This window comes from Citrobacter sp. CFNIH10, assembly GCF_002934585.1.
Taxonomy (GTDB): Bacteria; Pseudomonadota; Gammaproteobacteria; order Enterobacterales; family Enterobacteriaceae; genus Citrobacter_A; species Citrobacter_A amalonaticus.
Map to the genome: position 1 here is coordinate 2,147,929 of NZ_CP026216.1, position 17,968 is coordinate 2,165,896.

Sequence of the window (17,968 nt, forward strand, 5' to 3'; positions counted from 1 at the left end):
CGCCGCCGCCATCCGGCACACAGGCGGTACAGAGATAACGAGGTAAACCGTGGCAAAAGCTCCAAAACGCGCCTTTGTATGTAATGAATGCGGGGCGGATTATCCGCGCTGGCAGGGGCAATGCAGCGCCTGTCATGCCTGGAACACCATCACCGAGGTGCGCCTGGCTGCATCGCCGACGGTGGCGCGTAATGAGCGACTGAGTGGTTATGCCGGGAGCGCTGGCGTTGCAAAGGTTCAGAAGCTTTCCGATATCAGCCTGGAAGAGCTGCCGCGTTTTTCCACCGGTTTTAAAGAGTTTGACCGCGTGCTGGGCGGCGGCGTCGTTCCCGGCAGTGCGATTCTGATTGGCGGTAACCCCGGCGCGGGTAAATCCACGCTGTTATTGCAGACGCTGTGCAAGCTCGCGGAGCAGATGAAAACCCTGTACGTCACCGGGGAAGAGTCCCTGCAGCAGGTGGCAATGCGCGCGCACCGCCTCGGTTTGCCGACCAACAATCTCAACATGCTTTCGGAAACCAGTATTGAGCAGATTTGCCTGATTGCAGAAGAAGAGCAGCCGAAGCTGATGGTGATCGACTCCATTCAGGTTATGCACATGGCGGATATCCAGTCATCACCCGGCAGCGTGGCGCAGGTGCGTGAGACGGCGGCCTACCTGACGCGCTTTGCCAAGACGCGCGGCGTGGCGATTGTGATGGTGGGCCACGTGACCAAAGACGGCTCGCTGGCCGGGCCAAAAGTGCTTGAACACTGCATCGACTGCTCGGTATTGCTGGATGGCGATGCCGATTCCCGTTTTCGTACCCTGCGCAGCCACAAAAACCGTTTTGGCGCGGTGAATGAGTTAGGGGTCTTCGCGATGACCGAACAGGGACTACGCGAAGTGAGCAACCCTTCGGCGATCTTCCTGAGTCGTGGCGATGAAGTCACCTCCGGCAGTTCGGTGATGGTGGTCTGGGAAGGGACGCGACCGCTGCTGGTGGAGATCCAGGCGCTGGTCGATCACTCGATGATGGCCAACCCGCGTCGCGTCGCGGTGGGGCTGGAGCAGAACCGTCTGGCGATTCTGCTGGCGGTGTTGCACCGTCACGGCGGTCTGCAAATGGCCGATCAGGACGTGTTCGTTAACGTGGTGGGCGGCGTCAAAGTCACAGAGACCAGCGCGGATCTGGCGCTGCTGCTGGCGATGGTCTCCAGCCTGCGCGACAGGCCGCTGCCGCAGGACCTGGTAGTGTTTGGCGAAGTGGGGCTGGCAGGAGAGATTCGCCCGGTGCCCAGCGGTCAGGAGCGTATTTCCGAGGCCGCAAAACATGGTTTCCGTCGCGCGATTGTTCCGGCAGCTAACGTGCCGAAAAAAACGCCGGAAGGGATGCAGGTTTTTGGTGTCAAGAAGCTGGCGGATGCGTTAAACGTGTTTGACGACTTATAATGAGTGAAACGGAGGTTACCCATGTCGTCATTTGATTATCTGAAAACCGCGATCAAGCAAAAGGGCTGTACCCTGCAACAAGTGGCGGATGCCAGTGGAATGACCAAGGGCTATCTCAGCCAACTTCTCAATGCCAAGATCAAAAGCCCCAGCGCGCAAAAGCTGGAGGCGTTGCACCGTTTTCTGGGGCTGGAGTTTCCCCGGCAGCAGAAAAATATCGGTGTGGTGTTCGGCAAATTTTATCCGCTGCACACCGGTCATATCTATCTGATTCAGCGCGCCTGTAGCCAGGTGGACGAGTTGCATATCATCATGGGCTATGACGATACGCGCGACCGCGCGCTGTTTGAAGACAGCGCCATGTCCCAGCAACCGACCGTGCCGGATCGTCTGCGCTGGCTGTTACAAACGTTCAAATATCAGAAAAATATCCGCATTCATGCCTTCAACGAAGAGGGGATGGAGCCGTATCCGCACGGCTGGGACGTCTGGAGTAAGGGCATCAAAGCGTTTATGGCGGAGAAGGGGATTGCGCCAAACTGGATCTATACCTCAGAGGAAGCCGATGCCCCGCAGTACCTGGAACATCTGGGTATCGAAACGGTGCTTATCGACCCGAAACGGACCTTTATGAGCATCAGCGGCGCGCAAATCCGTGAAAACCCCTTCCGCTACTGGGAATATATTCCTACCGAAGTGAAGCCGTTCTTCGTGCGTACCGTGGCGGTGCTGGGCGGAGAATCGAGTGGGAAATCGACGCTGGTCAATAAGCTGGCGAATATCTTCAATACCACCAGTGCGTGGGAGTATGGCCGGGATTATGTCTTCTCTCACCTCGGGGGGGATGAGATGGCGCTACAATATTCTGACTACGATAAAATCGCGCTGGGCCACGCGCAGTACATTGATTTTGCAGTGAAGTACGCCAATAAAGTGGCGTTTGTCGACACCGACTTCGTCACGACTCAGGCCTTCTGCAAAAAGTACGAAGGGCGAGAACATCCGTTTGTGCAGGCGTTGATCGATGAATACCGCTTCGACCTGGTGATCTTGCTGGAAAATAACACGCCGTGGGTGGCGGACGGTCTGCGCAGCCTCGGTAGTTCAGTGGATCGCAAAGAATTTCAGACGCTGCTGGTGGAGATGTTGCGCGAAAACAATATCGACTTCGTGCATGTCGAAGAGGCGGATTACGATGGCCGTTTCCTGCGTTGCGTCGAGCTGGTCAAAGAGATGATGGGTGAGCAGGGGTGATCCTCGCCAGGGGTGAACGCGATGTTTAAGCACTTGCAGGATATGGCGCTGTTTGCCCTGGTCGCCGAACACGGCAGCTTTACCGTCGCCGCGCAAAAGGCGGGGCTGCCGAAGTCGAGCGTCAGTCAGCGTATCAGCCAGCTTGAGCAGCACGTTGGCATTCGCCTGATCAACCGTACCACCCGCAAACTGAACCTGACCTACGCCGGTGAACACTATCTGGTGCACTGCCGGGAAATACTCGCTGCCAGCGAACGCGCCGATTATGCGGTTCAGCGCCTGCGCGACAACCCCAGCGGACGATTGCGCATCACGTCGCCGGCGGGCATTGGCGCGACACTGCTCGCGCGCCTGAACACGCAGTTCCAGCAACGCTACCCCGATGTTTATCTTGAGGTCAGTATCTCCGATGAACTGCTGGATTTGGTGGACAGCGGTTTTGACGTCGCGTTGCGCACTGGTAAGCCGCAGGATTCCTCGCTGATCGGACGTATGATTGGCCATTGCCCGCGCTATTTGCTGGCCTCGCCCGATTATCTGTCACGTTATGCGCCGTTGAACCATCCCCGTCAACTGGTCGAACACCATTGCATCGCGCACAAAGCCTGGGCTGAGTGGTTATTTCATCGCGGTGATGAAGACTATCAGTACATGCCTGAGCGGGTGCATCTGACGGATAATCTGGTCTATGCCCGCGAAAGCGCCATCGCAGGGGCGGGGATCACGCTGCTGCCGGCGTTTATGCTGGAAGATAAAATCGAAAAGGGCGCTCTGATACCGGTACTGGCGCCATGGACAGTGGCGGGAAACGATCTTTGGCTGGTGTATCCCAGCCGTAAGCTGAACTCTCCCGCGCTGATGAGCTACATCGAATTTGCCATGCAGTTCGATGAGCTCAGACACTTCTACACCGCGGAATGAGACCGGCTCAGTCCTGACGCAGCACCTTGTGACCGTAGGCCAGCAGCGCGTCGGTGACGTTGCGCATCATCCGGCTTTCAGGCGCAAACCGATGCCAGTAGAGCATCCGGCGCTGAAACAGGCCTGGCGTGAGATCGATCAGTTCACCGCTTTGCAGCTCTTTTTCAATCTGCAGGTGCGGGATCATACAGCAGGTGGTGCCCTGACGCGCCAGTTGCACAAAGGCTTCCGAAGAGTTGACGATGTGGCACGGAACGCTGCCCGGCGGCAGATCAAAGTTCTGTTGCAGGAAGGCCTGGTGCATATCGTCCAGATGGTCAAACGCCACCGCAGGCGCTTTCAGCAGCGCGGAGCGGGTGACACCGTTCGGGAAGTAGCGTTCGGCAAACGCTTTGGAACCCACAAACAGATAGTCGAGCGCGCCGAGTTTATCCACCAGACAACTGGGCAGCGCCTGATGCTGAATACTCACCGCGCCTACCACTTCGCCGCGACGCAGACGTTCCTGGGTGCGGGTTTCATCTTCCACCTGCAGGTTAAGACGAATAGGGGAGTCAGCCAGTACCGGCGCCAGGGCCGGTAACAGCCAGGTCGCCAGACTGTCGGCGTTAACCGCCAGCGACAGCAGCAACGGCGTGGAGCCGGTCTGCTCATCGCCCAGCCATTCCTCTTCCAGCAGTTCGACCTGACGAAGCAGCGCCAACAGTTTTTGCCCCTGCTCGGTCGGACGCGGCGGAACGGTGCGGACCAGCAGCGGTTGTCCGAACATATTCTCAAGCTGCTTGATGCGTTGCGAAACGGCAGATTGGGTGATGCACAGCTTTTGCGCCGCGCGCTCAAACCCGCGTTCACGTATAACGGCATCCAGTGCTTGTAGTGTTCTGTAGTCCGGACGTTTCATTGATCTGACACACTCCTGAAATTTTTGCTTGTTCTGCACTATGACATAAATTTGCATTGGGTAAAGACGAAATCCGCAGCCTGCGAGCGGGTCGGGAAGATTTTTCCGCGCAATGGTCTATAATGCGCGTGAATTTTTCTCCACAAAGGCGAGACAATCATGACGCAGGATGAACTGAAAAAAGCAGTAGGATGGGCGGCACTTCAGTATGTACAGCCCGGCACCATTGTAGGGGTAGGTACCGGTTCAACAGCCGCGCACTTTATTGACGCGCTGGGCACCATGAAAGGTCAGATTGAAGGCGCGGTTTCCAGCTCGGATGCCTCAACCGAAAAACTCAAAAGCCTCGGCATCCCTGTGTTTGATCTCAACGAAGTGGACAGCCTTGGCGTTTACGTTGATGGCGCGGACGAAATTAACGGTCACATGCAGATGATTAAAGGCGGCGGCGCGGCGCTGACCCGTGAAAAAATCATTGCCTCCGTGGCGAAGAAATTTATCTGTATCGCCGACGCGTCCAAGGAAGTGGATATTCTGGGTAACTTCCCGCTGCCGGTTGAGGTTATCCCAATGGCGCGCAGCGCAGTGGCTCGCCAGTTAGTCAAACTGGGCGGTCGTCCGGAATACCGTCAGGGTGTGGTGACTGACAACGGTAACGTGATCCTTGATGTGCACGGCATGGAGATCCTCGATCCGGTGGCGATGGAAAATGCCATTAACGCTATTCCCGGCGTGGTGACTGTCGGCCTGTTTGCTAACCGTGGCGCGGATGTGGCGTTAATCGGGACCGCTGACGGCGTCAAAACCATCGTGAAATGATCTGACCAGGGGAGCGCTTCCCCGGTTAAAATTTTTTTGCAGGGCAAATTTGGTGACATGTATCACGTTTTGAATCTTGCCCTGCTGATTTCTCCAAAGAAAAACTTATCCCCAGCATTTTCCTCTGGCATTTGCCACTGAATGAACGTTCCTCAACAGAGCGACGCAAACGTTCATATTGCCGCAATAATTATTTTTGATATGTTGAAAGGCGGATGCAAATCCACACACACAATATCAGATTGCATAAAAAGACAGGGTCGGGAAATGGCAAAGGTATCGCTGGAGAAAGACAAGATTAAATTTCTGCTGGTTGAAGGCGTGCATCAAAAGGCGCTGGATAGCCTTCGGGCAGCAGGTTATACCAACATCGAATTTCACAAAGGGGCACTGGATGCTGAAGAGCTGAAAGAGTCCATCCGTGATGCCCACTTCATTGGCCTGCGATCCCGTACCCATCTGACAGAAGAGGTGATCAACGCGGCGGAAAAACTGGTCGCTATCGGTTGCTTCTGTATCGGCACCAACCAGGTAGACCTGAAGGCGGCAGCAAAGCGCGGTATTCCGGTGTTTAACGCGCCGTTCTCTAACACCCGTTCCGTGGCGGAGTTGGTGATTGGTGAGCTGCTACTGCTGCTGCGCGGCGTACCGGAAGCAAACGCCAAAGCGCACCGCGGTGTGTGGAATAAACTGGCTGCCGGTTCGTTTGAAGCACGTGGTAAAAGACTCGGCATTATTGGCTATGGCCACATCGGGACTCAGTTGGGTATTCTGGCGGAATCGCTGGGGATGCACGTTTACTTCTACGATATTGAAAACAAGCTGCCGCTGGGTAACGCCACTCAGGTTCAGCATCTGTCTGAACTGCTCAACATGAGCGACGTGGTCAGCCTGCACGTGCCGGAAAACGCCTCAACGAAGAACATGATGGGCGCGAAAGAGATCGCGCTGATGAAGCCTGGCTCGCTGCTGATCAACGCCGCACGTGGCACCGTGGTAGATATTCCCGCGCTGTGCGATGCGCTGGCGACCAAACACCTGGCAGGGGCAGCAATCGACGTGTTCCCGACCGAGCCGGCAACCAACAGCGATCCGTTCACTTCACCGCTTTGCGACTTTGATAACGTGATTCTGACGCCGCATATAGGAGGTTCCACTCAGGAAGCGCAAGAAAACATTGGTCTGGAAGTGGCAGGTAAACTGGCGAAGTATTCTGATAACGGCTCTACGCTTTCTGCGGTTAACTTCCCGGAAGTGTCGCTGCCGCTCCACGGCGGGCGTCGTCTGATGCACATCCATGAAAACCGTCCTGGCGTGCTGACTTCCCTGAACCAGATTTTTGCCGAGCAGGGCGTCAACATTGCCGCGCAGTATCTGCAAACGTCGGCGCAAATGGGTTATGTCGTTATCGACATTGAAGCGGATGAAGCAGTCGCCGAGAAAGCGCTGTTGGCGATGAAGGCCATTCCGGGCACTATTCGCGCGCGCCTGTTGTACTGATCCTTACCGATGCGGGCAGGCGCTGAGTCTGCCCGTCATTTCTTCCTTTCTCCTTTCGTTTTCCCGACATCGCCATCCTTTTTGTAACGTATACATCTTGTTTTCGTGCCTTGCCGCAATTGATGATTAAAGGCTTCGCTACGCGTTGTACATCAACAAAAGGAATTTACGATAGAGGCGCAGCACGACGCTGAAACGGGAAAGCCCCTACCGAAGCAGGGGCTCTAAAAAGGAAAGGGACGATGATGAGTTATGTCATCATGCTGCTTATCCTGTTAATCATCGCCTGGCCAGCATATTAACAGCGAAAACGCAGGAGGGAGGTTCGCCTCCCTCACCCTTACCGAGGAAATTTAGGTCAAAAAAACGGCGGTGTCAATCAGCAAAGAAGCGCTTACCACTCCCACACTTTTGACGGCGTTACGACGGCCGGTAAGGGGACATCCCACTCTTCTGCCGGCAATTTCTCCACACGCTGACAGTCGTGGGCATACCCTACGGGCGTCAGACCATGCTGTTGCCAGTTTTGCAAGGTGCGATCGTAGAATCCGCCACCCATCCCTAAACGCTGACCGTACTCATCAAACGCCACCAGTGGCGTGACCAGCACGTCCAGTTGCGAAAGCGGCAGAACATCACGAACGTCGAGTTTAGGTTCCTGAATCTTCAGCCGATTAGTGATCAGTTCACTGTGCGGGTGATAGTGCAGAAACAGCAAATTACCGGGGCTGAATGGGTGCAGGACCGGGAGATAGACGCGTTTTCCCGCGTGCCAGAGTTGTTCAATTAGGGGCTGAGTATCGAGTTCGCCATCAAATGACAAAAACACGGCGACCGTGTGCGCCATCACTACGGGAGGGTATGCAAGCATGCGTGTTGCGGCCTGCTGACCGAAGGTGATTTGCTGCGAAAGTGTGAGCGCACGACGACGTTGCCTAATCATCTGGCGAATGGTTTGTCGTGATAAAGGGAGTTCAGAAAGTAATGTCATGGCTGTCGCCAGGTAGAAGGAGAATCTCCGAGATGCCGCCGCAGGCTGTAACCCTTGAACCCTTGGTTCAAGGTGAATGCGTCGTCACAGTTTTAAGGCTTCTCGGACGGACCGAGCATGCTCACCAACCATGGATCGCCACATTCTTGTGGTATGAAATATCGGCTCAGGGGACTGGCCCGCTTGCAAACATCTCAGAGAAATTTTTGTCTTCACGGTCACTCTACCATAGTAAACCGAAAAGTGTTATTCAAAGTTTTGGTTCGTTTTTTCGGTTATGCGACCCTGATCAAGCAGTGCCTGTTCAATGGTCTGTTGGAGCATCCGAATACGTTGTTCCATGCTCGCCGCGTAGTCGCGGGTCTTCGCTTTTTCCTGAGCCAGTTCGTAGCTAATATTCAGTGCAGCAATGAATACCAGTTGCTCAGTATTTGTGACTCTAGTGCGAACTTTCAGATCTTGCAACCGCTGATTCAGATCGTCCGCAGCCTGATTCAACGCATCCCTTTGTTCAGGCGGGCAATTCACTCGCAGTGAACGGCCAAATATTTGGATATCGACGGGTTGTGCAGACATGCCACCTTCCTGCTGATTGACTGTGCTGCCTTCGTCTCCAGACCCTGGGTCCGCGAAGGGGCGACACTATAGCTACCCTGGTGTGAAGATACAAGCCCTATTCTGGTTCACCAGGGTCCAAAGTGGTAGCATACCATGAATATCCTCCCTTTGATGACGAATGCTTATGTCTATACAGAACGAAATGCCTGGTTACAGTGAAATGAACCAGTATTTGAACCAACAAGGGGCCGGACTGACCCCAGCGGAAATGCACGGTTTGATCAGCGGGATGATTTGCGGTGGTAATAACGACAGCTCCTGGCAGCCGCTGCTTCACGACCTGACGAACGAAGGGCTGGCCTTCGGTCATGAACTGGCTCAGGCGCTGCGTAAGATGCACTCCGCGACCAGCGACGCGCTGGAAGATGATGGTTTCCTTTTTCAGCTTTATCTGCCTGAAGGCGATGACGTGAGCGTTTTCGATCGTGCAGACGCACTGGCGGGATGGGTTAATCACTTCCTGCTTGGCCTCGGCGTCACGCAGCCGAAGCTCGATAAAGTGACCGGAGAAACGGGCGAAGCCATCGACGATTTGCGCAATATCGCGCAGCTCGGCTATGACGAAGAGGAAGATCAGGAAGAGCTGGAGATGTCGCTCGAAGAGATCATCGAGTATGTGCGTGTCGCGGCGCTGCTGTGCCACGATACCTTCACTCGTCAGCCGCCGACCGCACCGGAAGTGCGTAAACCGACCCTACACTAAAAAGAAAACGATAATGGAGGCCACGTCATGACACCGCAGGAATACCAACGTCGTCGCCAGGCACTGCTTGCGCAAATGCAGCCAGGCAGCGCCGCGCTGATTTTTGCCGCGCCGGAAGTCACGCGCAGCGCGGACAGTGAATACCCGTATCGCCAGAGCAGCGATTTCTGGTATTTCACCGGTTTTAACGAACCGGAAGCCGTTCTGGTACTGATTAAAAGCGACGATACCCATAACCACAGCGTGTTGTTCAACCGCGTTCGCGATCTGACTGCAGAAATCTGGTTTGGTCGACGTCTGGGGCAAGATGCCGCGCCGGAAAAACTGGCGGTGGATCGCGCGCTGGCCTTCAGCGAAATTAATCAACAGCTTTTTCAACTTCTTAATGGTCTGGACGTGGTGTATCACGCGCAGGGCGAATATGCGTATGCGGATGAGATTGTCTTCACCGCGCTGGAAAAACTGCGCAAAGGCTCGCGCCAGAACCTGAAAGCGCCGTCGACCCTGATCGACTGGCGCCCGATGGTGCATGAAATGCGCCTGTTTAAGTCGCCCGAAGAGATTGCGGTGATGCGTCGCGCCGGAGAAATTACGGCACTCGCGCATACCCGGGCGATGGAGAAATGCCGTCCGGGGATGTTTGAGTATCACCTGGAAGGCGAAATTCACCACGAATTTACTCGCCACGGCGCACGCTATCCGTCCTACAACACCATTGTGGGCAGCGGTGAAAATGGCTGTATTCTGCATTACACCGAAAATGAAAGTGAACTGCGCGACGGCGATTTGGTGCTGATTGATGCAGGTTGTGAATACCAGGGCTATGCCGGGGATATCACCCGAACGTTCCCGGTGAATGGCAAATTTACCCCGGCGCAACGTGAAATCTACGACATCGTCCTGGAATCACTGGAAACCAGCCTGCGTCTGTACCGTCCGGGCACCTCGATTCAGGAAGTCACCGGCGAAGTCGTGCGCATTATGATTACCGGGCTGGTGAAGCTGGGTATTTTGCAGGGCGAAGTGGATCAACTGATCGCCGATAATGCGCATCGTCCGTTCTTTATGCACGGTCTGAGCCACTGGCTGGGGCTGGATGTCCATGATGTCGGCGAATATGAGCAGGATCGTTCCCGCATCCTGAAGCCAGGAATGGTGATTACCGTTGAACCAGGGCTGTATATTGCGCCTGATGCCGATGTCCCGGAAGCGTATCGGGGGATCGGGATCCGTATTGAGGATGACATTCTGATCACCGAAAACGGCAACGAAAATCTGACCGCTGGCGTCGTCAAAAAGGCGGATGAGATTGAAGCGTTAATGGCGGCGGCGAAAAAGGCATGAGCGTGATCATTGTTGGCGGTGGCATGGTGGGCGCGACGCTGGCGCTGGCGATTTCCCGGTTGAGTCAGGGGATGCTGCCGGTTCATCTGATTGAAGCGACTGCCCCCGAAGCGGACAGTCATCCCGGGTTTGATGCCCGGGCGATTGCGCTCGCGGCGGGGACCTGCCAACAACTGGCACGCATTGGCGTCTGGCAGGCAATTGCCGACTGCGCCACCGCGATCAATACCGTCCACGTCAGCGATCGGGGTCATGCCGGTTTTGTGACGCTCCACGCTGAGGACTATCGCATTCCGGCGCTGGGTCAGGTGGTTGAGCTGCATGACGTGGGGTTACGCCTGTTTGCTCTGCTGCGAAAAGCGCCTGGCGTCACGTTGCACTGCCCGGATCGGGTTGCCAGCGTGTCGCGTACCGAAGACCAGGTGAATGTCACGCTGGAGACGGGCGAAACGATCGTCGGACGCGTTCTGGTGGCAGCGGATGGTACCCGTTCAGCGCTGGCCACCGCCTGCGGCGTTGACTGGCAACAGGAACCCTATGAGCAGTTGGCGGTGATTGCTAACGTCTCAACCGCCGTTGCACATAATGGCCGCGCGTTTGAACGGTTTACGGCGCATGGACCATTGGCGATGCTGCCGATGTCTGAAGGGCGCAGTTCGCTGGTGTGGTGCCATCCGCTGGAACACCGTGAGGAGATTCTGAGCTGGTCAGATGAACGTTTCTGTCGCGAACTCCAGACGGCATTTGGCTGGCGGTTGGGGAAAATCACGCACGCAGGCAAACGGAGCGCGTATCCGCTGTCGCTCACCACGGCGGCGAAGGCGTTCACGCACCGTACCGTGCTGGTGGGTAACGCCGCGCAGACGCTGCATCCGATTGCAGGGCAAGGGTTCAACCTCGGACTGCGCGATGTCATGAGCCTCGCCGAAACGCTGACTGAAGCGCAGGCAACGGGCAGGGACGTCGGTGATTACGCCGTGCTCTCGCACTATCAACAGCGTCGTCAGGAGGATCGCCAGGCTACGGTCGGCGTGACGGACAGTCTGGTCCATCTGTTTGCCAACCGCTGGGCGCCGCTGGTTGTTGGGCGCAACATGGGACTGATGACCATGGAATTATGCCCTCCCGCCCGCAATGCGTTTGCGCAGCGGACGTTAGGCTGGGTGGCGCGGTAAACATCTCCAGACCGGATAAGCGAAGCGCCATCCGGTATTTATACGAACATGACGCCCGATGGCGGTTTCCGATTTCCAGGAGTAAACAGTGCAAAGTGTTGATGTAGCAATCGTGGGTGGAGGCATGGTTGGCCTGGCTGTCGCGTGCGGGTTACAGGGCAGCGGTTTACGTGTCGCTGTGCTCGAACAGCGCGAACCGCAGCCGTTGGCGATGGATGCCGATCCTGCGCTTCGCGTGTCGGCAATCAATGCCGCCAGTGAAAAACTGCTTACCCGTCTGGGCGTCTGGTCAGACATTGTGGCTCGTCGCGCCAGTTGTTATCACGGGATGGAAGTGTGGGATAAGGACAGCTTTGGCCGCATTGAATTTGATGACCAAAGCATGGGCTACAGCCATCTGGGCCATATCGTAGAGAACGCCGTGATCCATTACGCGCTGTGGCAAAAAGCGCAGCAATCCTCCGATATCACGCTGATGGCGCCTGCCGAATTGCAGCAGGTGGCGTGGGGGGAAAACGAAGCCTTCCTGACGCTGAAAGATGGCGCAATGCTCACCGCGCGTCTGGTGATTGGCGCCGATGGGGCGAATTCGTGGCTACGCAATAAGGCAGACATTCCGCTGACCTTCTGGGATTACCGCCATCATGCGCTGGTCGCGACTATTCGCACCGAAGAAGCGCACGGTGCTGTTGCCCGTCAGGCGTTTCACGGTGAAGGCATTCTGGCGTTTTTGCCGCTCAGCGATCCGCATTTGTGCTCCATCGTCTGGTCGCTTGCGCCGGAAGCGGCTGAACGGATGCAGCAGCTTAGCGATGAGCAATTTAATCAGGCGCTGAACATCGCGTTTGATAATCGTCTGGGGCTGTGTCAGGTGGAAAGCGACCGCCAGGTGTTTCCGCTGACAGGACGCTATGCGCGTCAGTTTGCCGCGCATCGTCTGGCGCTGGTGGGCGACGCTGCGCATACTATCCATCCGCTGGCCGGACAGGGCGTAAACCTCGGTTTTATGGATGCAGCAGAACTGGTGGATGAACTCAAACGTCTGCATCGTCAGGGTAAAGACATCGGTCAGTACCTTTATTTGCGTCGCTATGAGCGTAGCCGTAAGCACAGCGCCGCGATGATGCTCGCGGGCATGCAGGGATTCCGCGAGCTGTTTGCGGGGACGAATCCGGCGAAAAAACTGCTGCGTGATATAGGGCTGAAACTGGCTAATACGCTCCCGGGCGTTAAACCGCAACTTCTCCGTCAGGCAATGGGATTAAACGATCTGCCTGAGTGGCTTCGCTAAGCATTCCCTCTTTTTAAAGAATTTGAAACCCGTCACATTTCCTTCTCCCGGCGTCTTCGCCGGGAGGCTTTCCTCATTTGAAATAAACTAATTTCACTCTTCTTTTCGCATTATATTTTCTAATGTCATGATTTTCTCGCAACGCCAGTTTTGACATTTTTTTAGCGTTTAATATTGATATGTGCGGCTGTTATGGATGAGTGCTTATCATTTATCTTTATTAATGGCCTTTTCAATGGTTTTTTATGCTGATGGTGTTTTGGTGGTTTTTGGTCATAAGCTAATGTGATGGTTAATTTTGTTTTATGGTTTAGCGTGGATTTCGGTGGTAAGTTCAGGGGCAAAGAGAACGTTTGCGTCGGAGTCCAGGAGTGACGTCGATGCCGGGTTTCGTGGCGACAATTTTCGCTGCGAAAGGGTGGTCAGCCCCGCTTATTCAATGAGGACAAGATGGCTCAACAGACGCCTTTGTACGAACAACACACGCTATGCGGCGCGCGCATGGTCGATTTCCACGGCTGGATGATGCCGCTGCATTATGGTTCTCAGCTCGATGAACACCATGCGGTTCGCACCGATGCCGGAATGTTTGATGTGTCGCACATGACCATCGTCGATCTACGCGGCAGTCGCACTCGGGAGTTCTTGCGTTATCTGCTGGCGAACGATGTGGCAAAGCTCACGAAAACCGGCAAGGCGCTTTATTCCGGTATGCTTAACGCCTCGGGCGGCGTGATAGATGACCTGATTGTCTATTACTTTACCGAAGACTTCTTCCGCCTCGTTGTTAACTCCGCCACTCGCGAAAAAGACCTCTCCTGGATTACCCAACACGCTGAACCTTATGCCATCGACATTACCGTGCGTGATGACCTGTCGCTGATCGCGGTGCAGGGGCCTAACGCGCAGGCGAAGGCGGCATCCCTGTTTACTGACGAGCAGCGCAAAGCCGTTGAAGGCATGAAACCGTTCTTCGGCGTGCAGGCCGGCGACCTGTTTATCGCCACGACCGGTTATACCGGTGAAGTGGGCTATGAGATTGCGATGCCGAATGAAAAGGCGGCGGATTTCTGGCGTGCGCTGGTGGAAGCGGGGGTGAAACCGTGTGGTCTGGGCGCGCGCGATACGCTGCGTCTGGAAGCGGGTATGAACCTGTATGGCCAGGAGATGGATGAGGGGATCACTCCACTGGCGGCTAATATGGGCTGGACTGTTGCTTGGGAACCCGCCGATCGCGACTTTATCGGGCGTGAAGCGCTGGAACTCCAGCGTGAAAAAGGCCACGAGCAGTTGGTTGGTCTGGTGATGACCGAAAAAGGTGTGCTGCGTAACGAACTGCCGGTACGTTTCACCGATGCCCAGGGCAATCAGCAGGAAGGCGTTATCACGAGCGGTACCTTCTCACCGACGCTGGGCTACAGCATCGCGCTGGCGCGCGTCCCTGAGGGAATTGGCGAAACGGCCATTGTGCAGATTCGCAACCGCGAAATGCCGGTAAAAGTCACTAAACCTGTTTTTGTGCGTAACGGCAAAGCCGTCGCGTGATTCATCCTTTTCTGGAGATTGATTGATGAGCAACGTACCAGCAGAACTGAAATACAGTAAAGAACACGAATGGCTGCGCAAAGAAGCTGACGGCTCTTACACCGTTGGCATTACCGAACACGCTCAGGAACTGTTGGGCGACATGGTTTTTGTTGACCTGCCGGAAGTCGGCACGACCGTGAGCGCGGGTGATGACTGCGCGGTTGCCGAATCTGTCAAAGCCGCTTCTGATATCTATGCGCCGATCGGCGGTGAGATCGTGGCCGTTAACGATGCGCTGAGCGACTCCCCGGAACTGGTGAACAGCGAGCCGTACGCCGACGGCTGGATTTTCAAAATCAAAGCCAGTGATGAGAGCGAACTGGACTCGCTGCTGGATGCCACTGCGTACGAAGCATTGTTAGAAGACGAGTAAATCTGCCTTTGCCGGATGGCGCTGCGCTTATCCGGCCTGGAAGGCATGCGTAGGCCCGGTAAGCGTTAGCGCAACCGGGCTCGCAGACAGAGACAATCACGATTCACTGCACGTTTCAGGAACCATCGCCCATGACACAGACGTTAAGCCAGCTTGAAAACAGCGGCGCTTTCATTGAACGCCACATCGGACCGGACGCCACGCAACAGCAAGAGATGCTGAATGCCGTTGGTGCCGGGTCGTTAAACGCGCTGATCGGCCAGATTGTGCCGAAAGACATTCAGCTCGCAACCCCGCCGCAGGTGGGCGAGGCGGCGACCGAATACGCCGCGCTGGCAGAATTAAAGGCCATCGCCGGGCGTAACAAGCGCTTCACGTCATACATCGGCATGGGTTATACCGCCGTGCAACTGCCACCGGTTATCCTGCGTAACATGCTGGAAAACCCGGGCTGGTACACCGCCTATACGCCTTATCAGCCGGAAGTGTCTCAGGGCCGCCTGGAAGCACTGCTGAACTTCCAACAGGTGACACTGGATCTGACCGGTCTGGACATGGCTTCCGCTTCGCTGCTCGATGAAGCCACTGCGGCTGCAGAAGCGATGGCAATGGCGAAGCGCGTCAGCAAACTGAAAAACGCGAACCGTTTCTTTGTTGCCGCAGATGTGCATCCACAAACGCTGGATGTTGTTCGTACGCGTGCGGAAACTTTTGGTTTTGACGTGATTGTGGATGATGCGGCGAAAGTACTGGATCACCAGGATGTGTTCGGCGTGCTGTTACAGCAGGTGGGTACCACCGGTGAAGTCCACGACTACAGCACGCTGATTAGCGAACTGAAATCACGCAAAGTGATCGTCAGCGTTGCTGCCGATTTTATGGCGCTGGTGCTGTTGACCGCGCCGGGCAAACAGGGCGCGGACATTGTTTTCGGCTCTGCGCAACGCTTTGGCGTACCGATGGGCTATGGCGGTCCACACGCGGCATTTTTTGCAGCAAAAGATGAATTCAAACGCTCCATGCCGGGCCGTATTATCGGCGTATCGAAAGATGCGGCGGGCAATACCGCGCTGCGTATGGCGATGCAGACGCGTGAGCAGCATATTCGCCGCGAGAAAGCGAACTCCAACATTTGTACCTCACAGGTACTGCTGGCAAATATCGCCAGCCTGTATGCCGTGTATCATGGCCCGGTTGGCCTGAAACGCATTGCGAATCGTATCCACCGTCTGACCGATATCCTGGCCGTGGGCATGCAACAAAAAGGGCTGAAACTGCGTCATGCCTACTATTTTGACACACTGTGCGTGGAAGTGGCGGACAAAGCCGCAGTGCTGGCGCGTGCGCAAGCGGCAGAAATCAACCTGCGCAGTGATATCCATAACGCAGTCGGCATTACGCTTGACGAAACCACCACCCGTGAAAATGTCTTGCAGTTGTTTACGGTTCTGCTGGGTGACGGCCACGGTCTGAACATCGACACCCTGGACAAAGAGGTGGCGCACGACAGTCGTTCAATTCAGGAAAGTATGCTGCGTGATGACGCCATCCTGAGCCACCCGGTATTCAATCGCTATCACAGTGAAACTGAGATGATGCGCTACATGCACTCGCTGGAGCGCAAAGATCTGGCGCTGAATCAGGCGATGATCCCGCTGGGTTCCTGCACCATGAAGCTGAATGCGGCAGCGGAAATGATCCCGATTACCTGGCCGGAATTTGCCGAACTGCATCCGTTCTGCCCGCCAGAACAGGCGGAAGGCTACCATCAGATGATTGGTCAGCTTTCTGACTGGCTGGTCAAACTGACCGGTTACGACGCCGTCTGTATGCAGCCGAACTCTGGTGCACAAGGGGAATACGCCGGTCTGCTGGCGATCCGCCATTATCACGAAAGCCGCAATGAAGGGCATCGCGATATCTGCCTGATTCCGGCCTCTGCGCACGGGACTAACCCGGCTTCCGCACAGATGGCGGGGATGCAGGTAGTGGTCGTGGCCTGTGATAAGAACGGGAATATCGATCTTGGCGATCTGCGTGAAAAAGCCGCTCAGGCGGGCGAAAATCTCTCTTGCATCATGGTGACCTATCCGTCTACCCACGGCGTTTACGAAGAGACGATCCGCGAAGTGTGCGAGATCGTGCATCAATTCGGTGGTCAGGTTTATCTCGACGGCGCAAATATGAATGCTCAGGTGGGTATCACCTCGCCGGGATTTATCGGCGCTGACGTTTCGCACCTGAACCTGCACAAAACCTTCTGCATTCCGCACGGCGGCGGTGGCCCAGGCATGGGACCGATTGGCGTGAAATCGCACCTTGCGCCGTTTGTACCAGGCCACAGTGTGGTGCAGATTGAAGGGATGCTGACCCGTCAGGGCGCGGTGTCTGCCGCACCGTTCGGCAGCGCATCAATTCTGCCAATCAGTTGGATGTACATCCGCATGATGGGCGCCGAAGGACTGAAGCAGGCAAGTCAGGTGGCAATTCTGAATGCCAACTACATTGCCAGCCGTCTGAAAGACGCATTCCCGGTTCTGTATACCGGCCGCGATGGTCGCGTGGCGCACGAGTGTATTCTCGACATCCGTCCGCTGAAAGAAGCGACCGGTATCAGTGAACTGGATATTGCCAAACGCCTGATCGACTACGGCTTCCATGCGCCGACCATGTCGTTCCCGGTCGCGGGTACGCTGATGGTTGAGCCAACGGAATCAGAAAGCAAAGTGGAACTGGATCGCTTTATCAACGCGATGCTGGCGATTCGTGCGGAAATCGATCGCGTGCAGAGCGGCGAATGGACGCTGGAAGATAACCCACTGGTTAACGCGCCGCATACCCAAAACGAGCTGGTAGCAGAGTGGAATCACGGTTACAGCCGTGAAGTGGCGGTCTTCCCGGCGGGTGTAGCGAACAAGTACTGGCCAACCGTGAAGCGTCTTGATGACGTTTATGGCGACCGTAACCTGTTCTGCTCCTGCGTGCCGATGAGCGAATACCAGTAATTTTGCCACGGTAGTAAATCATTTGTAGGCCGGGTAAGGCGAAGCCGCCACCCG

The 17,968-nt window shown here is 55.7% G+C and carries 15 protein-coding genes and 1 other RNA gene; 12 read left to right on the top strand and 4 right to left on the bottom strand.

Annotation, left to right across the window (positions count from 1 at the left end):
- Positions 1-49: 49 nt before the first annotated feature.
- The 3 genes from radA to C2U53_RS13875 are packed head-to-tail and all read left to right on the top strand — an operon-like array spanning position 50 to position 3,607.
- Positions 50-1,432: a DNA repair protein RadA gene (radA, locus tag C2U53_RS13865; RefSeq protein WP_042999346.1), complete on the top strand. Its 1,383-nt coding sequence runs from the start codon at positions 50-52 to the stop codon at positions 1,430-1,432.
- 21 nt (positions 1,433-1,453) lie between these two features.
- A complete protein-coding gene (nadR, locus tag C2U53_RS13870; RefSeq protein ID WP_042999347.1) occupies positions 1,454-2,686 on the top strand; it encodes a multifunctional transcriptional regulator/nicotinamide-nucleotide adenylyltransferase/ribosylnicotinamide kinase NadR in 1,233 nt (410 codons plus the stop codon).
- 21 nt (positions 2,687-2,707) lie between these two features.
- Entirely contained in the window at positions 2,708-3,607 is a 900-nt protein-coding gene (locus tag C2U53_RS13875) for a LysR family transcriptional regulator (RefSeq protein WP_042999348.1), read from the top strand.
- A gap of 7 nt (positions 3,608-3,614) precedes the next feature.
- Here the strand turns inward: C2U53_RS13875 and argP are convergent, their stop codons facing one another.
- Positions 3,615-4,508, bottom strand: coding sequence for a DNA-binding transcriptional regulator ArgP (argP, locus tag C2U53_RS13880; RefSeq protein WP_042322080.1), 894 nt, complete (start codon positions 4,506-4,508; stop codon positions 3,615-3,617).
- Positions 4,509-4,667: 159 nt separating this feature from the next.
- On the opposite strand from argP, the gene rpiA reads away from it, so the two are divergent.
- Together rpiA and serA are read left to right on the top strand one after the other, a co-directional pair.
- A complete protein-coding gene (gene rpiA / locus C2U53_RS13885; RefSeq protein WP_042322083.1) occupies positions 4,668-5,327 on the top strand; it encodes a ribose-5-phosphate isomerase RpiA in 660 nt (219 codons plus the stop codon).
- 267 nt (positions 5,328-5,594) lie between these two features.
- A complete protein-coding gene (serA, locus tag C2U53_RS13890) occupies positions 5,595-6,827 on the top strand; it encodes a phosphoglycerate dehydrogenase (protein ID WP_042999349.1) in 1,233 nt (410 codons plus the stop codon).
- 394 nt (positions 6,828-7,221) lie between these two features.
- Here serA and C2U53_RS13895 read toward each other — a convergent pair whose 3' ends face one another.
- The 3 genes from C2U53_RS13895 to zapA form a co-directional block, all read right to left on the bottom strand.
- Positions 7,222-7,818: a 5-formyltetrahydrofolate cyclo-ligase gene (locus tag C2U53_RS13895; RefSeq protein ID WP_044253985.1), complete on the bottom strand. Its 597-nt coding sequence runs from the start codon at positions 7,816-7,818 to the stop codon at positions 7,222-7,224.
- 20 nt (positions 7,819-7,838) lie between these two features.
- Positions 7,839-8,022: non-coding RNA, 6S RNA (ssrS, locus tag C2U53_RS13900), on the bottom strand.
- A 42-nt stretch (positions 8,023-8,064) separates the two neighbouring features.
- On the bottom strand, positions 8,065-8,394 hold the full coding sequence (gene zapA / locus C2U53_RS13905) for a cell division protein ZapA (RefSeq protein WP_042999351.1): 330 nt from the start codon (positions 8,392-8,394) through the stop codon (positions 8,065-8,067).
- A gap of 166 nt (positions 8,395-8,560) precedes the next feature.
- Between zapA and C2U53_RS13915 the strand changes: the two genes are divergently transcribed.
- The 7 genes from C2U53_RS13915 (at position 8,561) to gcvP (ending at position 17,914) form a co-directional block, all read left to right on the top strand.
- On the top strand, positions 8,561-9,139 hold the full coding sequence (locus C2U53_RS13915) for a YecA family protein (protein ID WP_125339144.1): 579 nt from the start codon (positions 8,561-8,563) through the stop codon (positions 9,137-9,139).
- A 27-nt stretch (positions 9,140-9,166) separates the two neighbouring features.
- Entirely contained in the window at positions 9,167-10,483 is a 1,317-nt protein-coding gene (gene pepP / locus C2U53_RS13920) for a Xaa-Pro aminopeptidase (RefSeq protein ID WP_042999353.1), read from the top strand.
- Positions 10,480-11,658: a 2-octaprenyl-6-methoxyphenyl hydroxylase gene (ubiH, locus tag C2U53_RS13925; protein WP_042999354.1), complete on the top strand. Its 1,179-nt coding sequence runs from the start codon at positions 10,480-10,482 to the stop codon at positions 11,656-11,658. The genes pepP and ubiH overlap by 4 nt, the downstream gene beginning before the upstream one ends.
- Before the next feature lie 88 nt (positions 11,659-11,746).
- A complete protein-coding gene (gene ubiI / locus C2U53_RS13930) occupies positions 11,747-12,949 on the top strand; it encodes an FAD-dependent 2-octaprenylphenol hydroxylase (protein ID WP_104446023.1) in 1,203 nt (400 codons plus the stop codon).
- Positions 12,950-13,399: 450 nt separating this feature from the next.
- Positions 13,400-14,494 carry a glycine cleavage system aminomethyltransferase GcvT gene (gcvT, locus tag C2U53_RS13940; protein ID WP_104446025.1) on the top strand — a complete coding sequence of 365 codons (1,095 nt, stop codon included), beginning with the start codon at positions 13,400-13,402 and terminating at the stop codon, positions 14,492-14,494.
- A 25-nt stretch (positions 14,495-14,519) separates the two neighbouring features.
- The gene (gene gcvH / locus C2U53_RS13945; protein ID WP_042999357.1) at positions 14,520-14,909 is read left to right on the top strand and encodes a glycine cleavage system protein GcvH; all 390 of its coding nucleotides are present in this window, start codon (positions 14,520-14,522) and stop codon (positions 14,907-14,909) included.
- Positions 14,910-15,040: 131 nt separating this feature from the next.
- Positions 15,041-17,914 carry an aminomethyl-transferring glycine dehydrogenase gene (gene gcvP, locus C2U53_RS13950; protein WP_104446026.1) on the top strand — a complete coding sequence of 958 codons (2,874 nt, stop codon included), beginning with the start codon at positions 15,041-15,043 and terminating at the stop codon, positions 17,912-17,914.
- Positions 17,915-17,968: the final 54 nt, after the last annotated feature.